Source organism: Gammaproteobacteria bacterium (assembly GCA_019911805.1).
Taxonomy (GTDB): Bacteria; Pseudomonadota; Gammaproteobacteria; order Thiohalobacterales; family Thiohalobacteraceae; genus JAHJQQ01.
On the sequence record JAIOJV010000048.1, the window covers coordinates 80,067 to 99,406 of the forward strand.

General features: G+C 62.3%; 18 protein-coding genes. 4 read left to right on the plus strand and 14 right to left on the minus strand.

Features of this window, described 5'->3' with window-relative positions; genetic code table 11:
* Positions 1 to 90: 90 nt before the first annotated feature.
* Positions 91 to 789, minus strand: coding sequence for a hypothetical protein (locus tag K8I04_04865; GenBank protein ID MBZ0071040.1), 699 nt, complete (start codon positions 787 to 789; stop codon positions 91 to 93).
* Between the two features lie 383 nt (positions 790 to 1,172).
* On the opposite strand from K8I04_04865, the gene pepN reads away from it, so the two are divergent.
* The 4 genes from pepN to K8I04_04885 all read left to right on the plus strand — a co-directional run bounded on the left by pepN (position 1,173) and on the right by K8I04_04885 (position 6,679).
* Positions 1,173 to 3,824: an aminopeptidase N gene (gene pepN, locus K8I04_04870; GenBank protein ID MBZ0071041.1), complete on the plus strand. Its 2,652-nt coding sequence runs from the start codon at positions 1,173 to 1,175 to the stop codon at positions 3,822 to 3,824.
* A gap of 159 nt (positions 3,825 to 3,983) precedes the next feature.
* Positions 3,984 to 4,670 carry a hypothetical protein gene (locus K8I04_04875; GenBank protein ID MBZ0071042.1) on the plus strand — a complete coding sequence of 229 codons (687 nt, stop codon included), beginning with the start codon at positions 3,984 to 3,986 and terminating at the stop codon, positions 4,668 to 4,670.
* 108 nt (positions 4,671 to 4,778) lie between these two features.
* Entirely contained in the window at positions 4,779 to 6,212 is a 1,434-nt protein-coding gene (gene cysG / locus K8I04_04880) for a siroheme synthase CysG (protein ID MBZ0071043.1), read from the plus strand.
* An 86-nt stretch (positions 6,213 to 6,298) separates the two neighbouring features.
* On the plus strand, positions 6,299 to 6,679 hold the full coding sequence (locus tag K8I04_04885; protein ID MBZ0071044.1) for a S24 family peptidase: 381 nt from the start codon (positions 6,299 to 6,301) through the stop codon (positions 6,677 to 6,679).
* A gap of 3 nt (positions 6,680 to 6,682) precedes the next feature.
* Here the strand turns inward: K8I04_04885 and K8I04_04890 are convergent, their stop codons facing one another.
* The 13 genes from K8I04_04890 to tusB all read right to left on the minus strand — a co-directional run bounded on the left by K8I04_04890 (position 6,683) and on the right by tusB (position 19,326).
* Positions 6,683 to 7,150 carry a rhodanese-like domain-containing protein gene (locus tag K8I04_04890; protein ID MBZ0071045.1) on the minus strand — a complete coding sequence of 156 codons (468 nt, stop codon included), beginning with the start codon at positions 7,148 to 7,150 and terminating at the stop codon, positions 6,683 to 6,685.
* 188 nt (positions 7,151 to 7,338) lie between these two features.
* Positions 7,339 to 8,016 (minus strand): response regulator, encoded by a 678-nt coding sequence (locus K8I04_04895; protein MBZ0071046.1) that lies wholly within the window; start codon positions 8,014 to 8,016, stop codon positions 7,339 to 7,341.
* Positions 8,013 to 9,620 (minus strand): GAF domain-containing protein, encoded by a 1,608-nt coding sequence (locus K8I04_04900; protein ID MBZ0071047.1) that lies wholly within the window; start codon positions 9,618 to 9,620, stop codon positions 8,013 to 8,015. Before K8I04_04900 ends, K8I04_04895 begins: the two co-directional genes overlap by 4 nt.
* A gap of 223 nt (positions 9,621 to 9,843) precedes the next feature.
* Entirely contained in the window at positions 9,844 to 10,167 is a 324-nt protein-coding gene (locus tag K8I04_04905; protein ID MBZ0071048.1) for an iron-sulfur cluster assembly accessory protein, read from the minus strand.
* 38 nt (positions 10,168 to 10,205) lie between these two features.
* Positions 10,206 to 11,603, minus strand: a complete 1,398-nt coding sequence (gene cobB, locus K8I04_04910) for a hydrogenobyrinic acid a,c-diamide synthase (glutamine-hydrolyzing) (protein ID MBZ0071049.1) — start codon at positions 11,601 to 11,603, stop codon at positions 10,206 to 10,208.
* Between the two features lie 97 nt (positions 11,604 to 11,700).
* On the minus strand, positions 11,701 to 12,906 hold the full coding sequence (gene nrfD, locus K8I04_04915) for a polysulfide reductase NrfD (protein MBZ0071050.1): 1,206 nt from the start codon (positions 12,904 to 12,906) through the stop codon (positions 11,701 to 11,703).
* Between the two features lie 41 nt (positions 12,907 to 12,947).
* On the minus strand, positions 12,948 to 13,715 hold the full coding sequence (locus K8I04_04920) for a 4Fe-4S dicluster domain-containing protein (GenBank protein MBZ0071051.1): 768 nt from the start codon (positions 13,713 to 13,715) through the stop codon (positions 12,948 to 12,950).
* Positions 13,715 to 14,212: a hypothetical protein gene (locus K8I04_04925; protein ID MBZ0071052.1), complete on the minus strand. Its 498-nt coding sequence runs from the start codon at positions 14,210 to 14,212 to the stop codon at positions 13,715 to 13,717. Before K8I04_04925 ends, K8I04_04920 begins: the two co-directional genes overlap by 1 nt.
* A 27-nt stretch (positions 14,213 to 14,239) precedes the next feature.
* Positions 14,240 to 16,198 (minus strand): NAD(P)-binding protein, encoded by a 1,959-nt coding sequence (locus K8I04_04930; protein ID MBZ0071053.1) that lies wholly within the window; start codon positions 16,196 to 16,198, stop codon positions 14,240 to 14,242.
* Positions 16,199 to 16,274: 76 nt separating this feature from the next.
* Positions 16,275 to 17,765, minus strand: coding sequence for a (Fe-S)-binding protein (locus K8I04_04935; GenBank protein MBZ0071054.1), 1,491 nt, complete (start codon positions 17,763 to 17,765; stop codon positions 16,275 to 16,277).
* Positions 17,766 to 17,815: 50 nt separating this feature from the next.
* Positions 17,816 to 18,571: a respiratory nitrate reductase subunit gamma gene (locus K8I04_04940; protein MBZ0071055.1), complete on the minus strand. Its 756-nt coding sequence runs from the start codon at positions 18,569 to 18,571 to the stop codon at positions 17,816 to 17,818.
* 67 nt (positions 18,572 to 18,638) lie between these two features.
* Positions 18,639 to 18,974, minus strand: a complete 336-nt coding sequence (locus tag K8I04_04945) for a TusE/DsrC/DsvC family sulfur relay protein (protein MBZ0071056.1) — start codon at positions 18,972 to 18,974, stop codon at positions 18,639 to 18,641.
* Positions 18,975 to 19,017: 43 nt separating this feature from the next.
* Complete coding sequence (gene tusB / locus K8I04_04950) at positions 19,018 to 19,326, minus strand: sulfurtransferase complex subunit TusB (GenBank protein MBZ0071057.1); 309 nt, start codon at positions 19,324 to 19,326, stop codon at positions 19,018 to 19,020.
* Positions 19,327 to 19,340: the final 14 nt, after the last annotated feature.

The window sequence follows — 19,340 nt, forward strand, 5'->3', positions numbered from 1 at the left end:
GTGTGTCGTATTCCCCGTGCCCTCACCGCAGGGCATCGCCCTGGGAGAAGCACTGGACGTTAGCCCAATTGCCTGGTGTACGCAAGCTCGTCAGGCGGTGTCGGATCCCGGACCGGACTGCAGTGTGCGCAGCTGTGTCTCCAGCTGGCGCAGGCGCGCCTGTGCGCGGCCGGCCCAGGGCGAGTCCACCGGTACCCCGCGCACTGCGCGCGCGGCATCCGTGCACAGGAGGGTCAGCTGGTCGGCATCGAAGAGGGTGAGGGCGGCGGCGACGGCCGTCTCCGATTCGCTCAGCAGGGTGGCGGCGAGTTCGTCTTGGGCAATCGGTGAATCCGGGCGGATCAGGTCGGCCACCAGGGGCTCCTCGAGGAGTTCGAAGTGGAGACGGCGTGCAGTCTCCTCTTCGCGCAGGTTGGCCTGCGCAACGAGATCATTCTCTGCACCGCGCCACACGGCCTGCATCACCATGCCAATGAGTTTCTGCAACGCGGCCTTGATGTCGCCACGTTCGCCCGCCAGGCCACAGCATTGCTCGTAGGCCTGCTCCAGGTCTTCCTTCAGCTTCAGGATAACTTCGCTGTCTTCCTGCGGCTGCAGATCGACCGCACGCTGTACGAGGGTGCGGAATGCCGTCAGGAACCGGGCGGCGTCGGTGCTGTCGCGGCGCTGTGCCTGGGTGATCTCGATCTGGATGACCTGACGGCGCGTGGGATCGAACAGGGGATTGTCGGCACAACGCTGCAGATGACGCTCATGGGCGCCCGGATGGCGGCTGAATTCGAGGCTCACGGCTATGCTCGTCCAAAAGTGTGAGGGGCGCTAGGGCCTGTTAACGCTATTCGCACCGCGGCGTTGCTGCTCCAAAAGCTGCCAGGCAAGGCGCGAGGAGAGAAGTTTGGTTATTCCAAATGAACGACGAGCAACGCGGCCTGGCAGTTTTTGGGGCGCAACCCGGAGGGACGGGGCCCATAGGCCACGAGCCGGTGTTGCGCCTCACTTATGTACGTTCAGTACACTGCGCTCGGCGCGCCTTGGCTCGTGGCCTATGGGCCGCCGTCGCTGCGGTGCGAATAGCGTTAACAGGCCCTAGTATACCGGTCGGTCGGCAGGATGCTATCCAGCCGCGATGATCGTTTATAATCGGCACCCCCGCAGGGCCTCGAGGATCGATCATGGACAGCACGCCGGACGCACACAATCCCGACGCCACGTATCTGCGCGATTATCACGCACCTGCGTTCACGATCGAGCGTGTATCACTGCGCTTCGAACTCGAGGATGAGGAGACCCGGGTGGAGGCGCAACTCCAGGTGGTGCGCGCCGCGGCAACCGCAGCGACCGAGCCGCTGGTGCTGGCGGGCGACGGCCTCCGACTTGCATCCGTTCACCTCGATGGCCGGCGCCTCGCCGCTGTGGCCTACGAGGTGTCGGCCGACCAGCTCGTTCTGCGGGACGTGCCCGATACCTTCCAATTGACCCTGGTGACGCTGCTGCGCCCCCAGGACAACACGGCGCTGTCGGGGTTGTACAAGTCCAGTGGCAATTTCTGCACCCAATGCGAGGCCGAGGGTTTCCGGCGCATCACCTATTTCCTCGACCGGCCGGATGTGATGGCGCGTTACGACACCACGCTGGTCGCCGATCGGGCGCGCTATCCGGTGCTGCTGTCGAACGGCAATCTCGTGGCGAGCGGCGACCTCGACGGTGGCCGGCATTGGGCGCGCTGGGAAGATCCCTTCCCGAAGCCCAGCTACCTGTTCGCGCTGGTCGCGGGGACGCTCGACTGGATAGAGGACGAATTCACCACGACCTCCGGACGCCGGGTGCGGTTGTTCGTTTATGTGCAGCCGCACAACATCGACCAGTGTGCGCACGCCATGGCATCCCTGCAGAGGGCCATGCGCTGGGATGAAGAGGTCTACGGCCGCGAATACGATCTGGATCGCTACATGATCGTCGCCGTCGATGATTTCAACATGGGTGCCATGGAAAACAAGGGGCTGAACATCTTCAACTCCAAATACGTGCTGGCGCGCCCGGATACGGCGACGGATCAGGATTATCAGCACATCGAAGGCGTCATCGGGCATGAGTACTTCCATAACTGGTCCGGCAATCGGGTCACCTGCCGGGACTGGTTCCAACTCAGCCTCAAGGAAGGCTTCACGGTGTTCCGGGATCAGGAGTTCTCGGCCGACATGGGGGCGCGCGCCGTCAAGCGCATCCAGGACGTCGATCTGCTGCGCACCCACCAATTCCGCGAGGATGCCGGTCCCATGGCCCATCCGGTACGGCCGGAGTCCTACGTCGAGATCAATAATTTCTACACCGCCACCGTCTACAACAAGGGGGCCGAAATCGTGCGCATGCTGCACACCCTGGTCGGACCCGACGGGTTCCGGCGCGGCACGGATCTGTATTTCGAGCGTCACGACGGGCAGGCGGTGGCGACCGATGATTTCGTCCAGGCGATCGAGGATGCGAACGGCCTCGATCTGCAGCAGTTCCGGCGCTGGTACAGCCAGGCGGGCACACCGGTGGTGCAGGTCGAACGCCGCTTCGATGCGGCTGCGCGCACCTGTTCACTGACTTTGCGACAGTCGTGTCCGGCCACCCCGGGTCAGCCCCACAAGCTGCCGTTCCACATCCCGGTGACACTGGCGCTGCTGGACGCCGCAGGACACGAGCTGCCGCTGCGGCTGCCGGGTGAAGCCGCCGGGATCCCGGGCAGCCGCACCCTGCAGCTCTGCGAGGAACAGCAGACCTTTGTATTCCAGGACGTTCCCGCCGAACCCGTCCCCTCCCTGCTGCGCGGGTTTTCAGCGCCGGTGCGGCTGGACATGGCGTATACGGAGGCGGAATTGGGTTTCCTGTTGGCGCACGATGGCGATGCCTTCGGTCGCTGGGAGGCCGGCCAGCAACTCGCCGTGCGCCTGTTGCTGGCACTGGCGCGCGATGGCGCGCGACCGCCGGACATCCTCCCGACCGTCATCGAGGCCTTCGGACGGGTGTTGCGTGATCCGGCGCTCGACCCGGCCTTCCGGGCACTGGCGCTGGCGCTGCCCAGCGAGGTGTATCTCGCGGAATTCCTGCCGGTGATCGATCCCGATGCGCTGCATAGCGCACGCCAGGCGCTGCGCCGCGCCCTGGCGACGGCCTTGCAGAACGATTTCGAGACGCTCTACCACGGGCTGGCGGACACCGGCCCCTATCGCAACGACGCCGACGCGATCGGCCGCCGCAGCCTGCGCAATCTCTGTCTGGGCTATCTGCTGGAACTCGATGATGGTGCCGCGCTCGATCTGTGCCTCGCACAGTACCGCGGGGCGGCGAACATGACGGACGCACTGGCGGCCGTGGCCGCACTCGCCCATCGCGAGGAGGCGGTCGCGGAGGCTGCGGTGGCCGATTTCTATGCGCGCTGGCGCGACGAACCGCTGGTGGTCGACAAGTGGCTCGCCATACAGGCCCTGTCGCGCCGTCGCGATACCCTCGCCCGGGTCCAGGCGTTGGCCGCACACCCAGCGTTCACGCTGAAGAACCCCAACAAGGTGTATGCCTTGCTGCGCACCTTCAGTCAGGCCAATCCGGTCCGGTTTCACCAGGCCGATGGTGCCGGCTACCGTTTCCTTGCCGCGCAGATCGAACGGCTGGATGCACTCAATCCGCAGGTCGCGGCGCGGATGGTCACGGTGTTCAACGACTGGCGCCGTTACGACGAGACCCGGCAGGCACAGCTGCGGGGCGTACTGCAAAGGCTTAGAGATAAGTCGAATTTATCTCGTGATACCTTTGAAATTGTTGCAAGAAGCTTGGTAGGATAAGGCTCCTTGGGCGGACTCGCCGCCGCGGGGGCCGGCGTGGCGTTCTGTGAACGCCGGAGCAGATTCTCGGGCAAGACTGGGGTAAATTGTGACTATCCCCAGGCCCGTCCGGGTTCTGATCCCGCAAGATCGGTTCACGGAGTTGGAGGTTTAGCCATCATGAGCATCCCTCATCGTTACGCCCAGGCATCTGCTGTGATCTTGCGTGGATTGGTTCGTGGCATCGTACTGTCGTCCTGCGTGGCCGCCGGCGCGGCCGGCGGCGCAGAGCCGGCCGCGCCGGCAACGGGGTGGAGCCTCTGGAATGCCGCCGGTGCCGAGGCAGCCGACGGTGCCTGGGGGCAGGGGACGCTACGCCCTCCGGCGAGCTGGGCCTGGCACAATGCGCCGCCGCGGCTGGAACTCGCCGCCGGTATCGGACATCGCTTCGCCAGCGGCTTGAACATCGACGTCGGTCTGTCATCCGCTCAGGTCGCCCAGGTCTCTGAGTTGCCAGCCATCGATTACCGGGATTACTTTCTGGGGGTCAGCTATGGCACTCTGGACGGCAAGCTCTGGTATCTCCCGGAGACCCTGGACGGCGAGACCACGGCGATGTACTACGAGGCCGGCTGGAGTCCCGTGGTCAGCGATAAGCTGGCCTTTTCGCTGCGTCTGGGGCAGCAGGTCGGTGGCTCCACGCCGATGGCGGGGTTCGACTCCGGCCTGCCCAATGTCAGTGTGGGCGCCTCCACCCGTTTCCATGGGTATGGCTTGGGCCTGAGCGTGATCGACGGTGGTGGCAGTGTGTTCGGGGGTGATGCGGATCTGCGCTTGATGGGCCGCATCTCCAGGCCACTACGTTAGGTAGGGAAAAATAGTACGATTAACAGCACTTCTACCACCCATAGGATATTCTCATCGCCCCGGGGCTATGTTTGACTACGCGTTTGTTCGCAACCGGCGCCGATCCCTATGGAGTTCTTGCCAGTCTTCTTCAAGCTACAAGGCCAACCCTGCCTGGTCGTCGGTGGTGGTGTGGTCGCCGCACGCAAGGCCGCTCTGCTGCTCAGGGCCGGTGGACGAGTCACCGTCGTCGCCCCCGACCTGGGAGCGGAGCTCGCCAAACGGCGTGATGCCGGGGAGATCACCCATACGGCCCGTAGTTTCCAGGCCGATGACCTTGCCGGCATGCGCCTCGTCATCACCGCGACCGACGACGAGGGCGTCAACGCCGAAGTATCGCACCTCGCCCAGGAACAGGGCATTCCGGTAAACGTCGTCGACAACCCGCAGCTCTGCAGCTTCATCGTCCCCTCGATCCTCGATCGTTCGCCGGTGATGGTCGCGGTCTCGACCGGCGGCGCATCACCGGTGCTGGCGCGCCAACTGCGCGCGCGGCTCGAGACCCTGATTCCGTCGGCTTACGGTCGCCTGGCGGCCATGGTCGAGGAGTTCCGCGATGCCGCCAAGCAACGCTTCGACAATCCGGACGACCGCCGTCGTTTCTGGGAGGAGGTGCTGGAAGGACCCATCGCGGAACTGGTCTTCGCCGGCCGCGAGGCCGAGGCCCGCGCGCGTATCGAGGCGGCGCTTGTCAGGGGCAGCGCGAATGCCGGTGTCGGCGAGGTCTATCTGGTCGGGGCCGGACCGGGTGATCCGGATCTGTTGACCTTCCGTGCCGTACGGCTGATGCAGCAGGCCGATGTGCTGGTATACGACCGGCTGGTGTCGGCGCCGATCCTGGACCTGGCCCGACGCGATGCCGACCGTATCTACGTCGGCAAGGAAAAGGATAACCACGCGGTACCGCAGGAAGGTATCAATCAGCTGTTGGTGGATCTGGCCCGTCAGGGCAAGCGCGTGCTCCGCCTGAAGGGCGGCGACCCGTTCATTTTCGGGCGTGGCGGCGAGGAAATCGAGACCCTGGCACAGCAAGGCATCCCTTTCCAGGTGGTGCCGGGTATCACCGCGGCGGCCGGCTGTGCCGCCTATTCCGGTATCCCGCTGACGCATCGTGACTATGCCCAGTCCTGCACCTTCGTCACGGGGCATCTGAAGGATGACAGCCTGGATCTGAATTGGCTTCAACTGGTGCAGCCGCGTCAGACCGTGGTGTTCTACATGGGGCTGACCGGTATCGAGGTGATCTGCAGTCAGCTGATCGCTCATGGCATGGCCCCGGACATGCCCGCGGCGTTGGTCGAGCAGGGTACGACCCGCAACCAGCGGGTCCACATCGGTACGGTGGCGACGCTGCCGTCCATCGTGGCGGAGGCAGGTGTGCGCGCACCGACCCTGACCATCATCGGCGAGGTGGTGACACTGCACGACAAGCTCGGCTGGTATCGACCGACCGAGCGCATGGAAGGCACGGCCTTCAGCAGCGCCGCGCAGAAGCAGGGGTGAGCGCAGAAACCCCAGTTGATGCGGGACTATACGGGGTCCGCAGGGCAGTGTTTTTGTGACCGGACGTGGTTTTTCGGTATCATTGCATGGCGAAGCACCCGGTCACGTGCCGGGACGGGAGGTCAGCCGTGGACGTCGAACGATTCAGTGTGGAAGAAGGCAGCGGCTGCAGCTCCGACGAGCTGTTCGCGCTGCAGGTGATCGATGACAGTATGGAACCGGAGTTCGAGACCGGCTGTATCATCGTGATCGATCCGGCCGGGGTGATCCAGAACGGCAGCTTCGTGTTTGCCCAGGTCGATGACGAATATATCTTCCGGCAGCTGCTGGTACAGGAAGATCGTCTCTATCTCAAGCCGATGAAATCCAATTACGAGACGCTGGAGATCTCCACGATGCGCGCCATCCAGGGTGTCATCGTGCAGAAGGCGGGCACGCGGCGCAAACACCACAAGCACTACGTCTGACGATCATCCCTTGGGTGACATCTGGTCGGGGCGCAGCCGGGCGGTGAAGTACTCGTCGGCGCTGTCGACATCCAACGGCTCACCGCTACCCCGGATCAGCGGTAACTCATAATCGTTCCAGCCGCGCAGGCCGGTCTTGAGGGAATAGACATCCTGATAGCCCAGCTGCTGCATGACCCAGGCGGCCAGCGCGCTGCGGTTACCCGAGCGGCAGACCACCACCACCGGGCGCGCCCGCGCCGCGACCAGTTCCGGGACCGTATCTTCGTAGTCGTACTCGCAGGCGGCCTCGAGGATCCCGCGCGGTACATTCAAGGAGCCACCGATGTGGGCCGCCTCGAACTCGTAGGGTTCCCGTACGTCCAACAGCAGCACATCCGAATGCTTGCTGCGCAGCTCATCGACATCCCAGGGGAACAACTCCTGGATATGCGGCAGACACTCCGCGACCAGATCGGTCAGGCGCTTCATCCCGAAAAACTCATTTCAACCACACAAACACGCGCGGGAACCGTAATGAAACAGCGCCGTGAACCCCAGGCGCAGTACGTGGAAATCGTGGAGGATTGTGTGCGAAGCATATGAATTTGCGAGTGTTTTGTCGTGTATTTCCGGGGCAAATACAATTTTTGGGTTCATGCGGGTAGAGCTCCGCAAGACTAATCGGCGTTGCGCACGCCCTCGGCGCGGCTGTGACGCAGGCCCTGTTCGACGGCGATGACCGCGGCCTCGACACGCGAATGCACGCCGAGCTTGCGCAAAATCGCCTTGACGTGGAGTTTGACGGTGCCGTCCGAGATACCCAGGTTGCGCGCGATGGCCTTGTTGCTCTGGCCTTCGGCGAGCAAGCCGAGGATCTCGTTCTCCCGCGGAGTGAGATCGGAAAACGGTCTGGGATCGCGGGCAGTAACGCTCTCGCCCTGTACCACCTTGGCCAATACCGGTGCCAGATCCGGTGCGACCACGGTCTTTCCGGCGACGATGTCACGTAGCGCCACGACCAGATCATCAGGCTCCATGTCCTTGATCAGATAACCCTGCGCACCGCTGCGCAAGGCCTCGACCAGGTCTTGTTCGTTGCTGCTGGTGGTGAGCATCGCGATGGCCATCTTGAGACCGCTCTGGCGCAATTGGCGCAACACGCCGAGGCCGTCCATGCCGCCGGGCATGCGCATGTCGAGCAGGACCACGTCGGGGCGCAGTTTTTCGGCCAGTTCAAGTCCTTCCTGGCCATCGCCGACGGCCCCGACAACCTTGATGCCGCGGTGGGCGAGCAGGCCCTGCAGACCGACGCGAAACAGCGTGTGATCATCGATGACCAGTATACGCAGGCTCATCGGGGGATGCCGCCGATCGTTGGGAGGGGCGCGGCCACCTCGGTCACATGGGGTGCGGCCGGTTTGGTCGGCGCGCGGAAGGTCAGCTGCACGCGGGTACCCTCACCTGGTTCGCTTTCGAAGTGAATGCTGCCGTCGATGCGACGGGCGCGCTCTTCCATGATGGACAGGCCGACATGTTCACCGGGGGCACCGGTAGAGCGGGGTGGCTCCATGCCGGTGCCGTCGTCTTCGATCAGCACGTGGAACTGGCCGTCGTCCTGGTTGCGCAGCAGCACGCGTACGGTATGTGCACGGCTGTGTTTGCGCACGTTGCAGAGTGCCTCCTGGACGATGCGCAGTACCTGGATCTCGACATCCTCCGGTAACCCCGGGTTACCCCATTCCTTCTGCAGGAAGATCTGGATATTGGATTCGTTGCGGAAGCGTTCGACCACCTTCTCGATGGCCGGCAGCAGCCCGCGCCGGTCGATCGGCGCGCGGAAGTGGTCGATCAACCCGCGCAACTCTGTATAGGCCTCGTCGAGGCTGTTTTCGATGCGCTCGAGCTCTGCCCACAGTGCGGACTCGTCGCCTTGGTGCAGGGTCTCGTCCAGCACCCGCACCTGGAAGCGCAGGCTGGCCAGGGTCTGTGCCAGTGAGTCATGCAGTTCGTGGGCGATACGGGTGCGCTCCTCGATAATGGTCAGCCGATTGGCCTCTTCATCGACGCTGGCCTTTTCGATCGCCATGCCGAGGTGGCGCCCGATACTGATGAGGAGGAGTTCGTCGTTGCAGTCGTCGCAGTCGTGTTCGCGGTCGACGAAGAGGTTGTATACCCCGAGCGTCCGGTCGCGATATTCCAGCGGCACGGTGATCACCTCGATATCGTCCTCGGGAAAGAACGGCGTGCCGGTCAGACGTTCATGATCGTGGACGCTGGTGTCATTACGAATGACCCCATCGATGGCAACCTGGCCGGACAGGCACAACTGCGAAGGCATGAGCTGTTCACGGGCGACGACCTCGTCGCTGAGGCCGACACTGGCGACCAGGCGCATCTGTTGGTCGTGGGTGAGTAGCCGCACGGTTGCGGCGCGGGCGTGCACGACTTCCTTGAGGGTATGCAGAAAGCGGGTCAGCAGGTCGTCCAGGTCGCGTGAATTGTTGATGCTGGCGGCGACGTCGTAGAGGATCTCCAGGGAGCGGGTTTCATGCTTGATGCCCGCGATCTGCTTGCGCACCTGGCCATCCATATCCAGAGAAAGATCTTGAAATTTATCGCTTATAGTATTGATATCAGTGGATAATTCACTCAGGTTACTGCGTCCAGAGAGGGGGATGCGCGCTGCGAGTTCACCGTTGCGGAGGGCCTGTGCCCAATGGCGTATCTGCGTCAGGGGGGTCAGCAGATCCTGACGGATCACACGGTAGAGGCCCAGCAGGAAGACACTGCCGAGGACCGCAAGCAGGGTCTGGATGATCATGTGCGTAGCGTTGTGGGCGAGCCCCACGAACGGCAGGATCACGAACCCCGCCAGCACGGCAGTAAGCCCGACCAACGATACCCACAGGCAGTTGCAGCGCGGTCCGTGCCCCTGTTTCCGCTGGCCCGGACGCAGCAATAGGGTCCAGTCGGCACGCCCTTGCGCGCCTGCTCGGCCGACTGAGGTGTTGGCAGGATTATTTCCGGGAACCGAGGTCATGGGCACCGCACGCAGAGGCTGAATCGATCGGGGTTTGCGCCCACCACTATACCATCGATGCCGGTGCCGCTCATAACCCACAGCCGCTACAGGAAATACAGTATGTAGCGGACCGACCGGAGGCGCCCCGTAGCCGCCCGGATCAGGCGTCATCCGCCTGCGGTGGCTGATAGTGGGGGTCGTTCGGGTTCATGAAGATGAAATCGGAATGGCCTGGCTCGAGTTCGACGTAGTCCAACGTCATGCCTTCGAGGAGTTCGGTGCTGGTGGGTGCGATCGTCAGCTCGATGCCCTCGGAGGTGAAGGAGATGTCGTCCGTACGCCCTGAATCGTCGAAACCCATCGCATACTGGATGGCGCCGTCGGGTGCACGCTGAGCAGCGATACGCAGCGCCATGCCTTCGGAACGCCCTTGCTTGGCGGCTGTCTTGATTTGTTGGGCGGCGGCAGGGGTGATGGTGATCATGTCGATAGGGCTCCTGTAGGTTGAGCGACGGTATGGTCTCAGCCGCTGCCGGTCGCCGTCACCGGCGCGTGTGAAGCGCGGACATGGGCGACGAAGCGTTCGGCCCAGCGGTGCCGCCGTGTGTCGCGTTGATGGGTGTAGCAAGCCAGCAGATTTTTGTAGATGAGGCCGTCGTGTTCACCGTCGATGCCGGTGCCCCGCAGTACCCGGAAGGCGAAGCGGGCGCCGGGCGCGAGGTTGGTCAGGCCGGAGTAGTGAAACTCATGGGCGGCGATAACCTCTCCCGAAGTGGTGCCGACCGGCCAGGGCATGGCAGCTGTTTCCTGCAGCTTGACGTAGCCACGGCCTTGCGGCCGGTCGTACATCTCGATATCGCCGGGGATCACGCCGACCATGTCCGCCTGCCGGTCTTTCCAACGCAGGCTGCGCGCCAGATACATCAGGCCGCCGCATTCCGCATACGTCGGCAGACCCTGTTCGATGGCGGTGCGGATCGCGGCGCGCATCTCGCTGTTTTTCGCCAGACGTTCCATGCAGGTCTCGGGGAATCCACCGCCAATGAACAGGCCGTCGAGGGCCGGTAGCGTGCGGTCGTGCAAGGTGTTGATCGGCACCAGTTCGGCACCCGCGCGCTCGAGCGCGGTGAGATCGCCGGGGTAATAAAAACCGAAGGCCTCGTCGCGGGCGATACCGATGCGTACCTTGGGTCCGGGTGTTGCGGACGGGGTGAAGGGCGGTTCCGTCGGCAGTGCCGGGGCGCTCGCGGCGATGGCGCGGATGCGGTCCAGGTCGACCTGGCGGCCGATGGTCTCGCCGATATGGTGGATACGATCCACGGTCGCTGCATGCTCGTTGCTGGGAATCAGCCCCAGATGCCGTTCGACGATCTCGAGACCCGCCTCGCGGCCGACGGCACCGACCACGGGGACATCGGTGTAGTGCTCGATTACCGCCCGCAGCTTGGATTCGTGGCGACTACCGCCCAGCTGGTTGAGGATCACGCCGGCGATCCGCACATCGCGGTCGAAGGCCTGATAGCCGAGGATCAGCGGGGCGATCCCACGCGTCATACCGCGCGCGTCGATCACCAGCACGACCGGCGCCTGCAGCAGCTTGGCCAATGCGGCATTGCTGTTGCTGCCATCGAGATCCAAGCCGTCGTACAACCCCTTGTTGCCCTCGATCAGCGCGAGGTCGGCCCGGGCCGCATAATGGCCCACGGTGGCCAGAATCTCGTCGGGCTCCATGGTGTAGAAGTCGAGGTTGTGGCACGGTGCGCCGGAAGCCTGTCCCAGCCACATGGGATCGATGTAGTCAGGCCCCTTCTTGAAGGGCTGAACCTGTACGCCCCGGGCGCGAAAGGCCGCGCACAGACCGAGCGTCACGGTAGTCTTGCCGGAGGATTTGTGGGCGGCGGAGACGAGCAGGTAGGCCATTTTGAATAGATACAAGTTTTAAGACACAAGATACAAGTAAAATAATGCTTCCTTATTTGTATCTTGTACCTTGCATCTTGTATCTTGCCTCTGGTCGCTAGTCGTGACCAGAGGCCACCGGGTCTTCCAGGGATTCCGGCAGGAAGGCGAGGACCTTGACCCCCACGGCGACTGCCAGCAGGGCGATACCGACGCCGCCGATGCCGAGCAGGAATTCCGGCAGGCTGGGCGTATAGGTATTGACGACGCCATCGTAGAAGCTGCTGGAGACGTCCATGCCCGGGAACAGTGTCAGCGGATAGGCCTGCCCGCCGATCAGGATGACGTACATCTGCACCAGGCCACCGAGGATCACCAGGGCACTGGCCCAGCCGATGACGGCGCGGGACTTGCCGAGTGTCGGGTGATAGATCATAGCCAGTGGCAACAGGCTGCCGAGCAGGATCTGGCCGATCCAGAACAATTGGGTGTAGATGCCGCCGTCGACGAGCAGGAAGTACTCCACCCCCTGGCGCTCGGCAATGTACAGATTGGTGATATGGAATGCGATGACGAAATACAGAACTGCCGCAATGAACACCCCCAGCAGGTTCTTCAGCCGGTACAGCAACTGGTTGTCCAGCGGTCGCGCGGTCCAGCGGAAGGCGGCCATCAGCACCAGGATAAAGATCGCCAGCCCGAACGAGAAGGACATGATCACGAACATGGGTGCCATGATCGCCGCATCATAGGCCTCGCGGGCGACCAGGAAGCCGAAGATGGAACCGGTACCGGTGGTCAGCGCCAGTCGCCAGATAAAGGCAAAGAAGCCGGCGGCCGGGGTGAAGCGGTTCATCTTGCGCTCCATCATCATCCACAGGTACACGGCCACGATGGCAATGAAGCCGGTGTAGAGAAAGATGTTCCAGGCGAAGATCGATTTGAAGTTGTAATAGGTCATGGCCACGATCAGGCGATCGGGGCGACCGAGGTCGAGCACCAGGACGGCGAGGCCGCCGATCAACAAGGCGATGGCCAGCAGGCCCGACAGGCGGGCGAGCGGCTTGTAGGCCTTCTTGTTGAACACGGAGCCGATGGAGGCGACGTTGAGTGCCCCCGATGCGGCCACGATCAGGAATACCGCAAAGACGTGCGGTATACCCCAGACGATCTGATTGTTCATGCCGGTGACGTAATGGCCGTGATGTTCCATGTAGTTGGCGGCACCCAGACCGACCAGTACCACGGCGGCCAGCAGTGCCAGCAGACCGTAATAACCAGTACCCTTGTTCAAGACTTCGCGGAAGTGAGTTTTTGCTTTCATGACGACCGTTGTTCCTATCTCTCAGTGCCGGGGGCGACGCATCAGATGCCGCGGTAGCGGAGACCGACATTCAGTCCGAGATCGGCCCGGATCTGAGTGCCACCGTGCTGGGCGAGTTCCTGGGAGATGCGACTGTCGGGATCGTTGAGATCGCCGAACAGCATCGCCTCGCGGCCTTCCACCGCGTTGCAGGCCTCGGCACAGGCTGGGATGGCGTCCGCGCCGTCCCGGTCGATGCGGTGCACACACAGCGTGCAACTCTCCACGGTACCCTTGCCGCGCGGGGCGACCGGCAGTTGATCTTGCAGATCTTCATGAACAAAGGAGCGTGCCTTGTAGGGGCAGGCCATCATGCAGTAGCGGCAGCCGATACAGATGTGCTTGTCCACCAGGACGATACCGTCCGCGCGCCGGAAGGACGCACCGGTGGGGCAGACGTCCACACAGGGGGGATGCTCGCAGTGCTGACACATGAGTGGCAGTGATGCCGCATAGCCGGTGGCCCGGTCCTGCACCTCAACCTTGCGGATCCACTGGGCCTGCTGCTCCGGGGCGGAGTGTACCTCCGTCTCACCCCAGCCGTTTTCCGTCTGGCAGCCACGCACGCACGCGTCGCAGCCCTTGCTGCACTTGTTGGTGTCGATCAACATGCCCCAGCGCTGTTCGCTGGAGACGGGCTGATCCGCCGGCTTGGCCTGTGCGACCTGTTGCAGCAGCACACCGGGCGCGATCATCAGGCCCGCGGCAGCGGCACTACCACCGAGGAACTGACGGCGTGTCGTGTCGATATCATTCTTCTTATGTGTCATTACAGCTTGCCCTCTCCAGCCAGCACGCCCAACGTGTCGGACGACACCGGAGTGTCGACCGCATTCTCGGTGTGGTGGAACGCCTTTCCGCCCAGCGGGTGGAAAGCGGTCTGTTTCACTGGCCGATCGGCATGGCACTGGAAGCAATCGATCTTCACCGCCGCGTACGTATGACAGCCGGCGCAGAAGTGTTCCGGGTTATCGATACGCGCAACCACACCCTCGTCATCCGGCACCACGTGGCAGTTGATGCACTCTACCAGACTGAATCGCCGGGTACGGATGCCCTCGTGCACGGTTTCGTCACGCTGATGCAGAATGTACTTCATGTGGTTCTTCCGCATCTCCTCCCGCGGTTCCACGCAGCCCTGGGTCTCGCTGTAGCGGGCATTGGTCTTCACTTCGGGTAGCGGGTCACTGCTCTGGGCCGCGAGCGGGAGACCCATGAGGGTCATCCCGACAAGCAGTACCAGAGACCGCAGGTCTTGCAACATCACGGCCATTTCCACTCCTGCAGTCAACAGTTACTCACCCAGCGCCATGTCGATGTAGCCGGTTGGGCAGACATCGGAGCAGATGTGGCAGCCGATACACTTGTTGTAGTCGGTGTCCACATAGCGGCCGGTGGTGGCTTCCTTCTTGTTGACGCGGAAGATGGCATCCTGCGGACAATAGATCACGCAGTTGTCGCACTCGAAACACATACCGCAGCTCATGCAGCGCTCGGCCTCGGCGATGGCGGTAGCCTCGGGGAGATTTTTGCGGCGTTCCTCGAAGTGGCTCAGCACTTCGTCGGCACCCGGACCGTATTCCTCGCGCTTGTTGCGTGGGGTGTAGGCAAAGTGGCCGAGGAACAGCTTGGTGTGCGGGATGATCTCCGCGGATGAACGGTCTTCGAAGTTATGCAGGGCCCACTTACCGCTGGAGGTACCACGCAGATCGCCACGTTCCTCGACCTTGAAGTCCAGCGGAGCCAGGCCCGCCTCCTGCAGCTTGTCGAGCAGCCGGAAGCGATCCTTGTCCACCTTCGGGCGCTTGACCTGGTTCTCATTATTCAGATACCGCTCGATGGTCTCGGCGGCGATGGAGGCCTGACCGATAGCGGTGGTCAGCAGGTGCGGACGGATGATGTCGCCGGCGACGAAGTGACCGGTCTTGCCCGGGACCTGATAGAACTTGTCGGCATCCATCAGCCCCTTGCCATTGTCGAATTCTTCCAGGCCGGCGAGATCGCCGCCCTGGCCGATGGCGGAGACGACCAGATCACACTCGATGTCGAACTCAGTGCCTTCGACCGGGATGGGCCGACCCTTCTCGACGGAACACTTGGCCATGCGCAATGCGGTGGCACGGCCGCTGGCATCCCGCACCAGGGCGACCGGCATGACCTCGTTCAGGATGGTCACACCTTCGTGTTTTGCATCATGTACCTCGTGCTCGGCGGCGGTCATCTTCTCGGCCGGGAACAGGGCGGTCAGGGTGACTTCGGCGCCTTCGCGGGCCGCGACCAGGGCGGCATCATGGGCGGTGTGCCCGCCGATGACCTCTTCCGGACGTCCCTTGAGATTGATATCGCTGATCTTGCCGAGGCGGCGGGCCACCGACACGACGTCAACGGAGGTGTCGCCACCACCGACGCAGACCACACGGTCCGCGGTCACTTTCAAGTCGCCCTTGTTGTAGGCCTCGAGGAAAGCAACACCGGTGACGCAGTTCGGGGTCTCATCCCAACCCTCGACGGGCAGGCCGCGACCGGTCTTGCAGCCGATGGTCCACAGGATGGCGCCGAATTCCTTTTCCAGGTCTTCGACCTTGACGTCCCTGCCGACACGGGTGTTGGGACGGACCTCGACATCGCCCATCTCGACGATACGCTCGATCTCGCGATCCAGCACGTCACGCGGGGTGCGGTAGCCCGGGATGCCGTAGCGCATCATGCCGCCGAGTTCGGCGTGATCATCGAAGATACAGCTGGCGATACCGCGGCGGCGCAGATGATAGGCGGCGGCCATACCGGCAGGACCACCGCCGATAATAGCGACCTTCTTGTCGCTGGTGAGCGCCGGAACGTCGAACCGATAGCTGTTCTCGAAGGCCGTGTCGCCGATGAACTGTTCGACGGCGTTGATGCCGACGAAATCCTCGACCTCGTTGCGGTTGCAACCGTCCTCGCAGGGTGCCGGACATACGCGGCCCATCATGGCGGGGAACGGGTTCGAATTGGTCAGGCGGCGGAAGGCATACTCCTGCCAGGTCACGTCTTTCGGCGGCTTTTCGATACCGCGGACGATCAACAGCCAGCCGCGGATATCCTCACCGGAGGGGCAGCTGCCCTGGCAGGGCGGGGTACGGTGCACATACGTGGGACACTTATGGGAATGGTCGCCCTTGAAGATGGCGTCCTGCCAGTTGCCCCATTGGTTGTCACCGTCCTTGAACTTGCGGAACGTGAGTTTCTGCATATCGTCGCGAGAAGTTGCCATGCCTGTTCTCCTGTGAGGTGAACCCGGATGCCGGAATTCGTCGTCTTTCGTATCGGTCGTGTGTAACGTTGTTGGACTACTGTTTGTCACCCAGCACGATGGCATTGCTCACCAGCTGGTGGACACTGACGATCTGATCGAGTGTGAAACCGTAGTAGGGTAAGACTTTGGCGAACTGGCTCTTGCAGATAGCACAGATCGCCGCCATATGAGTCACGCCATGCTCTTCGACGACCTGTTTCAAGGCCTGCATGCGGGGCAGTGCGCCCTTCACGCGAACCTCCATCAGATCGTCAGTCAACAGACCGCCGCCACCCCCACAGCAGAAGGTTCCTTCCAGGATGGTGTCGGTGGGCATATCGTAAAAATTGTTGCAGCTGGCCTTGATGATCTCGCGGGGGATCACGAACTGACCGCCGGGCAGATCGCCCATACGCGAGGCACGTGCCACGTTGCAGGAATCGTGATAGGTCAGCCGCATGTGATCATTGGCCGACTTGTCCAGTGTCAGGGCGCCACGCCGGATCAGGTCGTAGGTGAACTCGCAGATGTGCTGCGGTACCGGGTAACGCGGATCCAGGAAATCGAACGGACCGGCCAGCGTGTTCAGGAAACTGTAGGCAACGCGCCAGGCATGGCCGCATTCACCGAATATGATGCGCTTGGCGCCGAGATCCAGGGCGGCTTCGCGGATGCGCAGAGCGACCTTGCGCATATTCTCGTAGGAGCCGATGAACATGCCGAAGTTCGCGGCCTCGGAGGCATGCGAGCTCAAGGTCCAACTGACACCGGCCTGGTGGAATACCTTGCCGTAGCCGATCAGACCGTCCACATGGGGTTCGGCGAAGAAGTCGGCCGACGGTGTGATCACCAGGATCTCAGCACCTTTCTCGTCCACCGGAAAACGGACATCGACGCCGGTCTCGTCCTTGACGTCCTCCTCGAGGCCCTCGAGGGTGTCGCGCAGCGCAGGTTCGGGCAGACCGAGGTTGTTGCCGATCTTGTGGACCTTGGCGATGATTTCGTTGCAGTATTTCTGGCCCACGCCAACGGCGTCCATGATCTCGCGCGCGGCCATGGAAATCTCGGCCGTGTCGATACCGTAGGGGCAGTAGACCGAACAGCGCCGACACTGCGAGCACTGGTGATAATAGTTGTACCAGTCGTCCAGCACCTCTTTGGTCAGGTCAGTGGCACCGACCAGCTTTGGGAAATACTTGCCGGCGAAGGTGAAATAGCGGCGGTAGACCTTGCGCAGCAGATCCTGGCGCGCGACCGGCATGTTCTTGGGGTCAGTCGTGCCGAGGTAATAGTGGCACTTGTCAGTGCAGGCGCCACACTTGACGCAGATATCCAGGAATACCTGCAGGCTGCGATATTTGCCCAGCAGATCGCCCATCTTGCCGATAGCGACTTCCTGCCAGTTGTCCACCAGTTCACCCGGGAAGCCCAGCGCCTGCTGGAATTCCGCCTTGGCAGGGAACGTCTTCATATGCGCCATCACGCCTTCTTGGAGCAGCGGAATGGTTGGGTATTCTTTGATTTCCGGTGTTTCGAAATTGGCCACGTTGTTTCCTCGAAAGCCTAACCGTCTGTCACTGTCCAGATCCGATCAGATCAGGCCCGTTCGTTGGTTTCCAATTTCGCCGCCCAGGGCGCGAGGTGACGTTTCTCACGCGGATTGTCGACCTGGTTGCGAGTCGGGCTGAAGAACATGCCAGGGGCATGCAGCAGCTTACTGATGGGGAAGATCAACATCAGCACGATGACGAGACCCAGATGGATCAGGATCAGCGGATCAGTGGGCAGCGGCTTCGGATCGAAATAAATCAGACCGAGCGCGAATTCCTTGAGGCTGACGATGTCAGTATGTGCGACGAAACTCATGCCCAGGCCGCTGAGGGCGATGGCCAGCAGCAGCAGCAGGGTGAGGTGATCCGAGGGGCTGGTGATGTAACGTACCCGATCGACGAAGATGCGGCGGCCGAGCAGGCCCAGCAGACCGATCACCATACCGAAACCGGCGTATTTGCCGAAGCTCTGGACCACTTGCAGGGTGACCAGCGGCCACAGGATGTTGTCCGGGCTCATGGCATAGCGAAGGTGCCGAAAGAACGCCAGGAGCAGGGAAAAATGGAAAATCCAGCCGAAGATCCAGGTCCACTTGGTGGACTTGAACAGGCTTTCGAAGAACACGACTTCACGGAAAATGCGCATGATCACGCCGCCCTGTGTGGTGGGGGCAGGTGTCGTTGGAATCTTCAAGGGTGCAGGCGCGGCCGCATATTTGCGGATACGCAACCCCACGCCGATCAGCAGCACGAGGCCCGCAAGGTAAAACAGGGCGGTGTAGGTGACAGTCACGAACGACACCGTCTTCTCCTTACAGAAGTCCTATCGAAAGGGGGGGAGAGCCCCCCCCATATCTTCTTGCCTGTATTCAGATACAACCGGTCGGCTTCGGCAGACCGGCGTATTTGCACGCCTGCTTGGCCGGACCATACGGGAACAGTTCGTACAGATACTTGCTGTTGCCCTTGTCCGCACCGAGCTTTTTGCCGATCGCCTTGGTCAGCACACGGACGGCCGGGGCGATCTGGTACTCGTCGTAGTATTCACGCAGGAAATTGATCACTTCCCAGTGGGCATCGGTCAGGGTGACGTCATCCAGCTTGGCCATGATGGTGGCAGCTTCAGGCTCCCACTGGTTCAGGTCGGTGAGGTAGCCTTCTTCGTCAACTTCCAAGGTCTTGCCATTCATATCGATATTCGCCATGGTCGGTCTCCTCAATGAGTTTGGAGCGTGAGTTGATGGAACTTCAGAGCCAGGCCTGAACCTTGTCGTATTCAGTCACCAGATCGACAAATCCGGCATAATCCACGACGGCGACGCCGTCGATCACCTGGTCTTCTGTCAAGCCCCGAGCCTTGAGGTCAGGGCCAAGTACATAAATTTTCAGATTCCCGAGCGCCTCTTCGATCTTGGGGGTGACTGCGGTGCCCTTGACGGCACCCAGGACACCATCCTCGAACATCAGGACACCGGCCCCGTCCACCGCATGGGTGAGGGCGGTGTCGAGCGAGCGCCTGTCGAAGGGAGATTTGTTTACCGTGTGCAGCATTGCCATCGTCGTTTTTCCTC

Bases quoted from the DNA above. Each gene is read 5' to 3' on its own strand.
- pepN (MBZ0071041.1), top strand. From the start codon at position 1,173: ATGGACAGCACGCCGGACGCACACAATCCCGACGCCACGTATCTGCGC.
- K8I04_04875 (MBZ0071042.1), top strand. From the start codon at position 3,984: ATGAGCATCCCTCATCGTTACGCCCAGGCATCTGCTGTGATCTTGCGT.
- cysG (MBZ0071043.1), top strand. From the start codon at position 4,779: ATGGAGTTCTTGCCAGTCTTCTTCAAGCTACAAGGCCAACCCTGCCTG.
- K8I04_04885 (MBZ0071044.1), top strand. From the start codon at position 6,299: ATGGCGAAGCACCCGGTCACGTGCCGGGACGGGAGGTCAGCCGTGGAC.
- K8I04_04890 (MBZ0071045.1), bottom strand. From the start codon at position 7,150: ATGAAGCGCCTGACCGATCTGGTCGCGGAGTGTCTGCCGCATATCCAG.
- K8I04_04895 (MBZ0071046.1), bottom strand. From the start codon at position 8,016: ATGAGCCTGCGTATACTGGTCATCGATGATCACACGCTGTTTCGCGTC.
- K8I04_04905 (MBZ0071048.1), bottom strand. From the start codon at position 10,167: ATGATCACCATCACCCCTGCCGCCGCCCAACAAATCAAGACAGCCGCC.
- cobB (MBZ0071049.1), bottom strand. From the start codon at position 11,603: ATGGCCTACCTGCTCGTCTCCGCCGCCCACAAATCCTCCGGCAAGACT.
- nrfD (MBZ0071050.1), bottom strand. From the start codon at position 12,906: ATGAAAGCAAAAACTCACTTCCGCGAAGTCTTGAACAAGGGTACTGGT.
- K8I04_04920 (MBZ0071051.1), bottom strand. From the start codon at position 13,715: ATGACACATAAGAAGAATGATATCGACACGACACGCCGTCAGTTCCTC.
- K8I04_04930 (MBZ0071053.1), bottom strand. From the start codon at position 16,198: ATGGCAACTTCTCGCGACGATATGCAGAAACTCACGTTCCGCAAGTTC.
- K8I04_04945 (MBZ0071056.1), bottom strand. From the start codon at position 18,974: ATGGCGAATATCGATATGAATGGCAAGACCTTGGAAGTTGACGAAGAA.
- tusB (MBZ0071057.1), bottom strand. From the start codon at position 19,326: ATGGCAATGCTGCACACGGTAAACAAATCTCCCTTCGACAGGCGCTCG.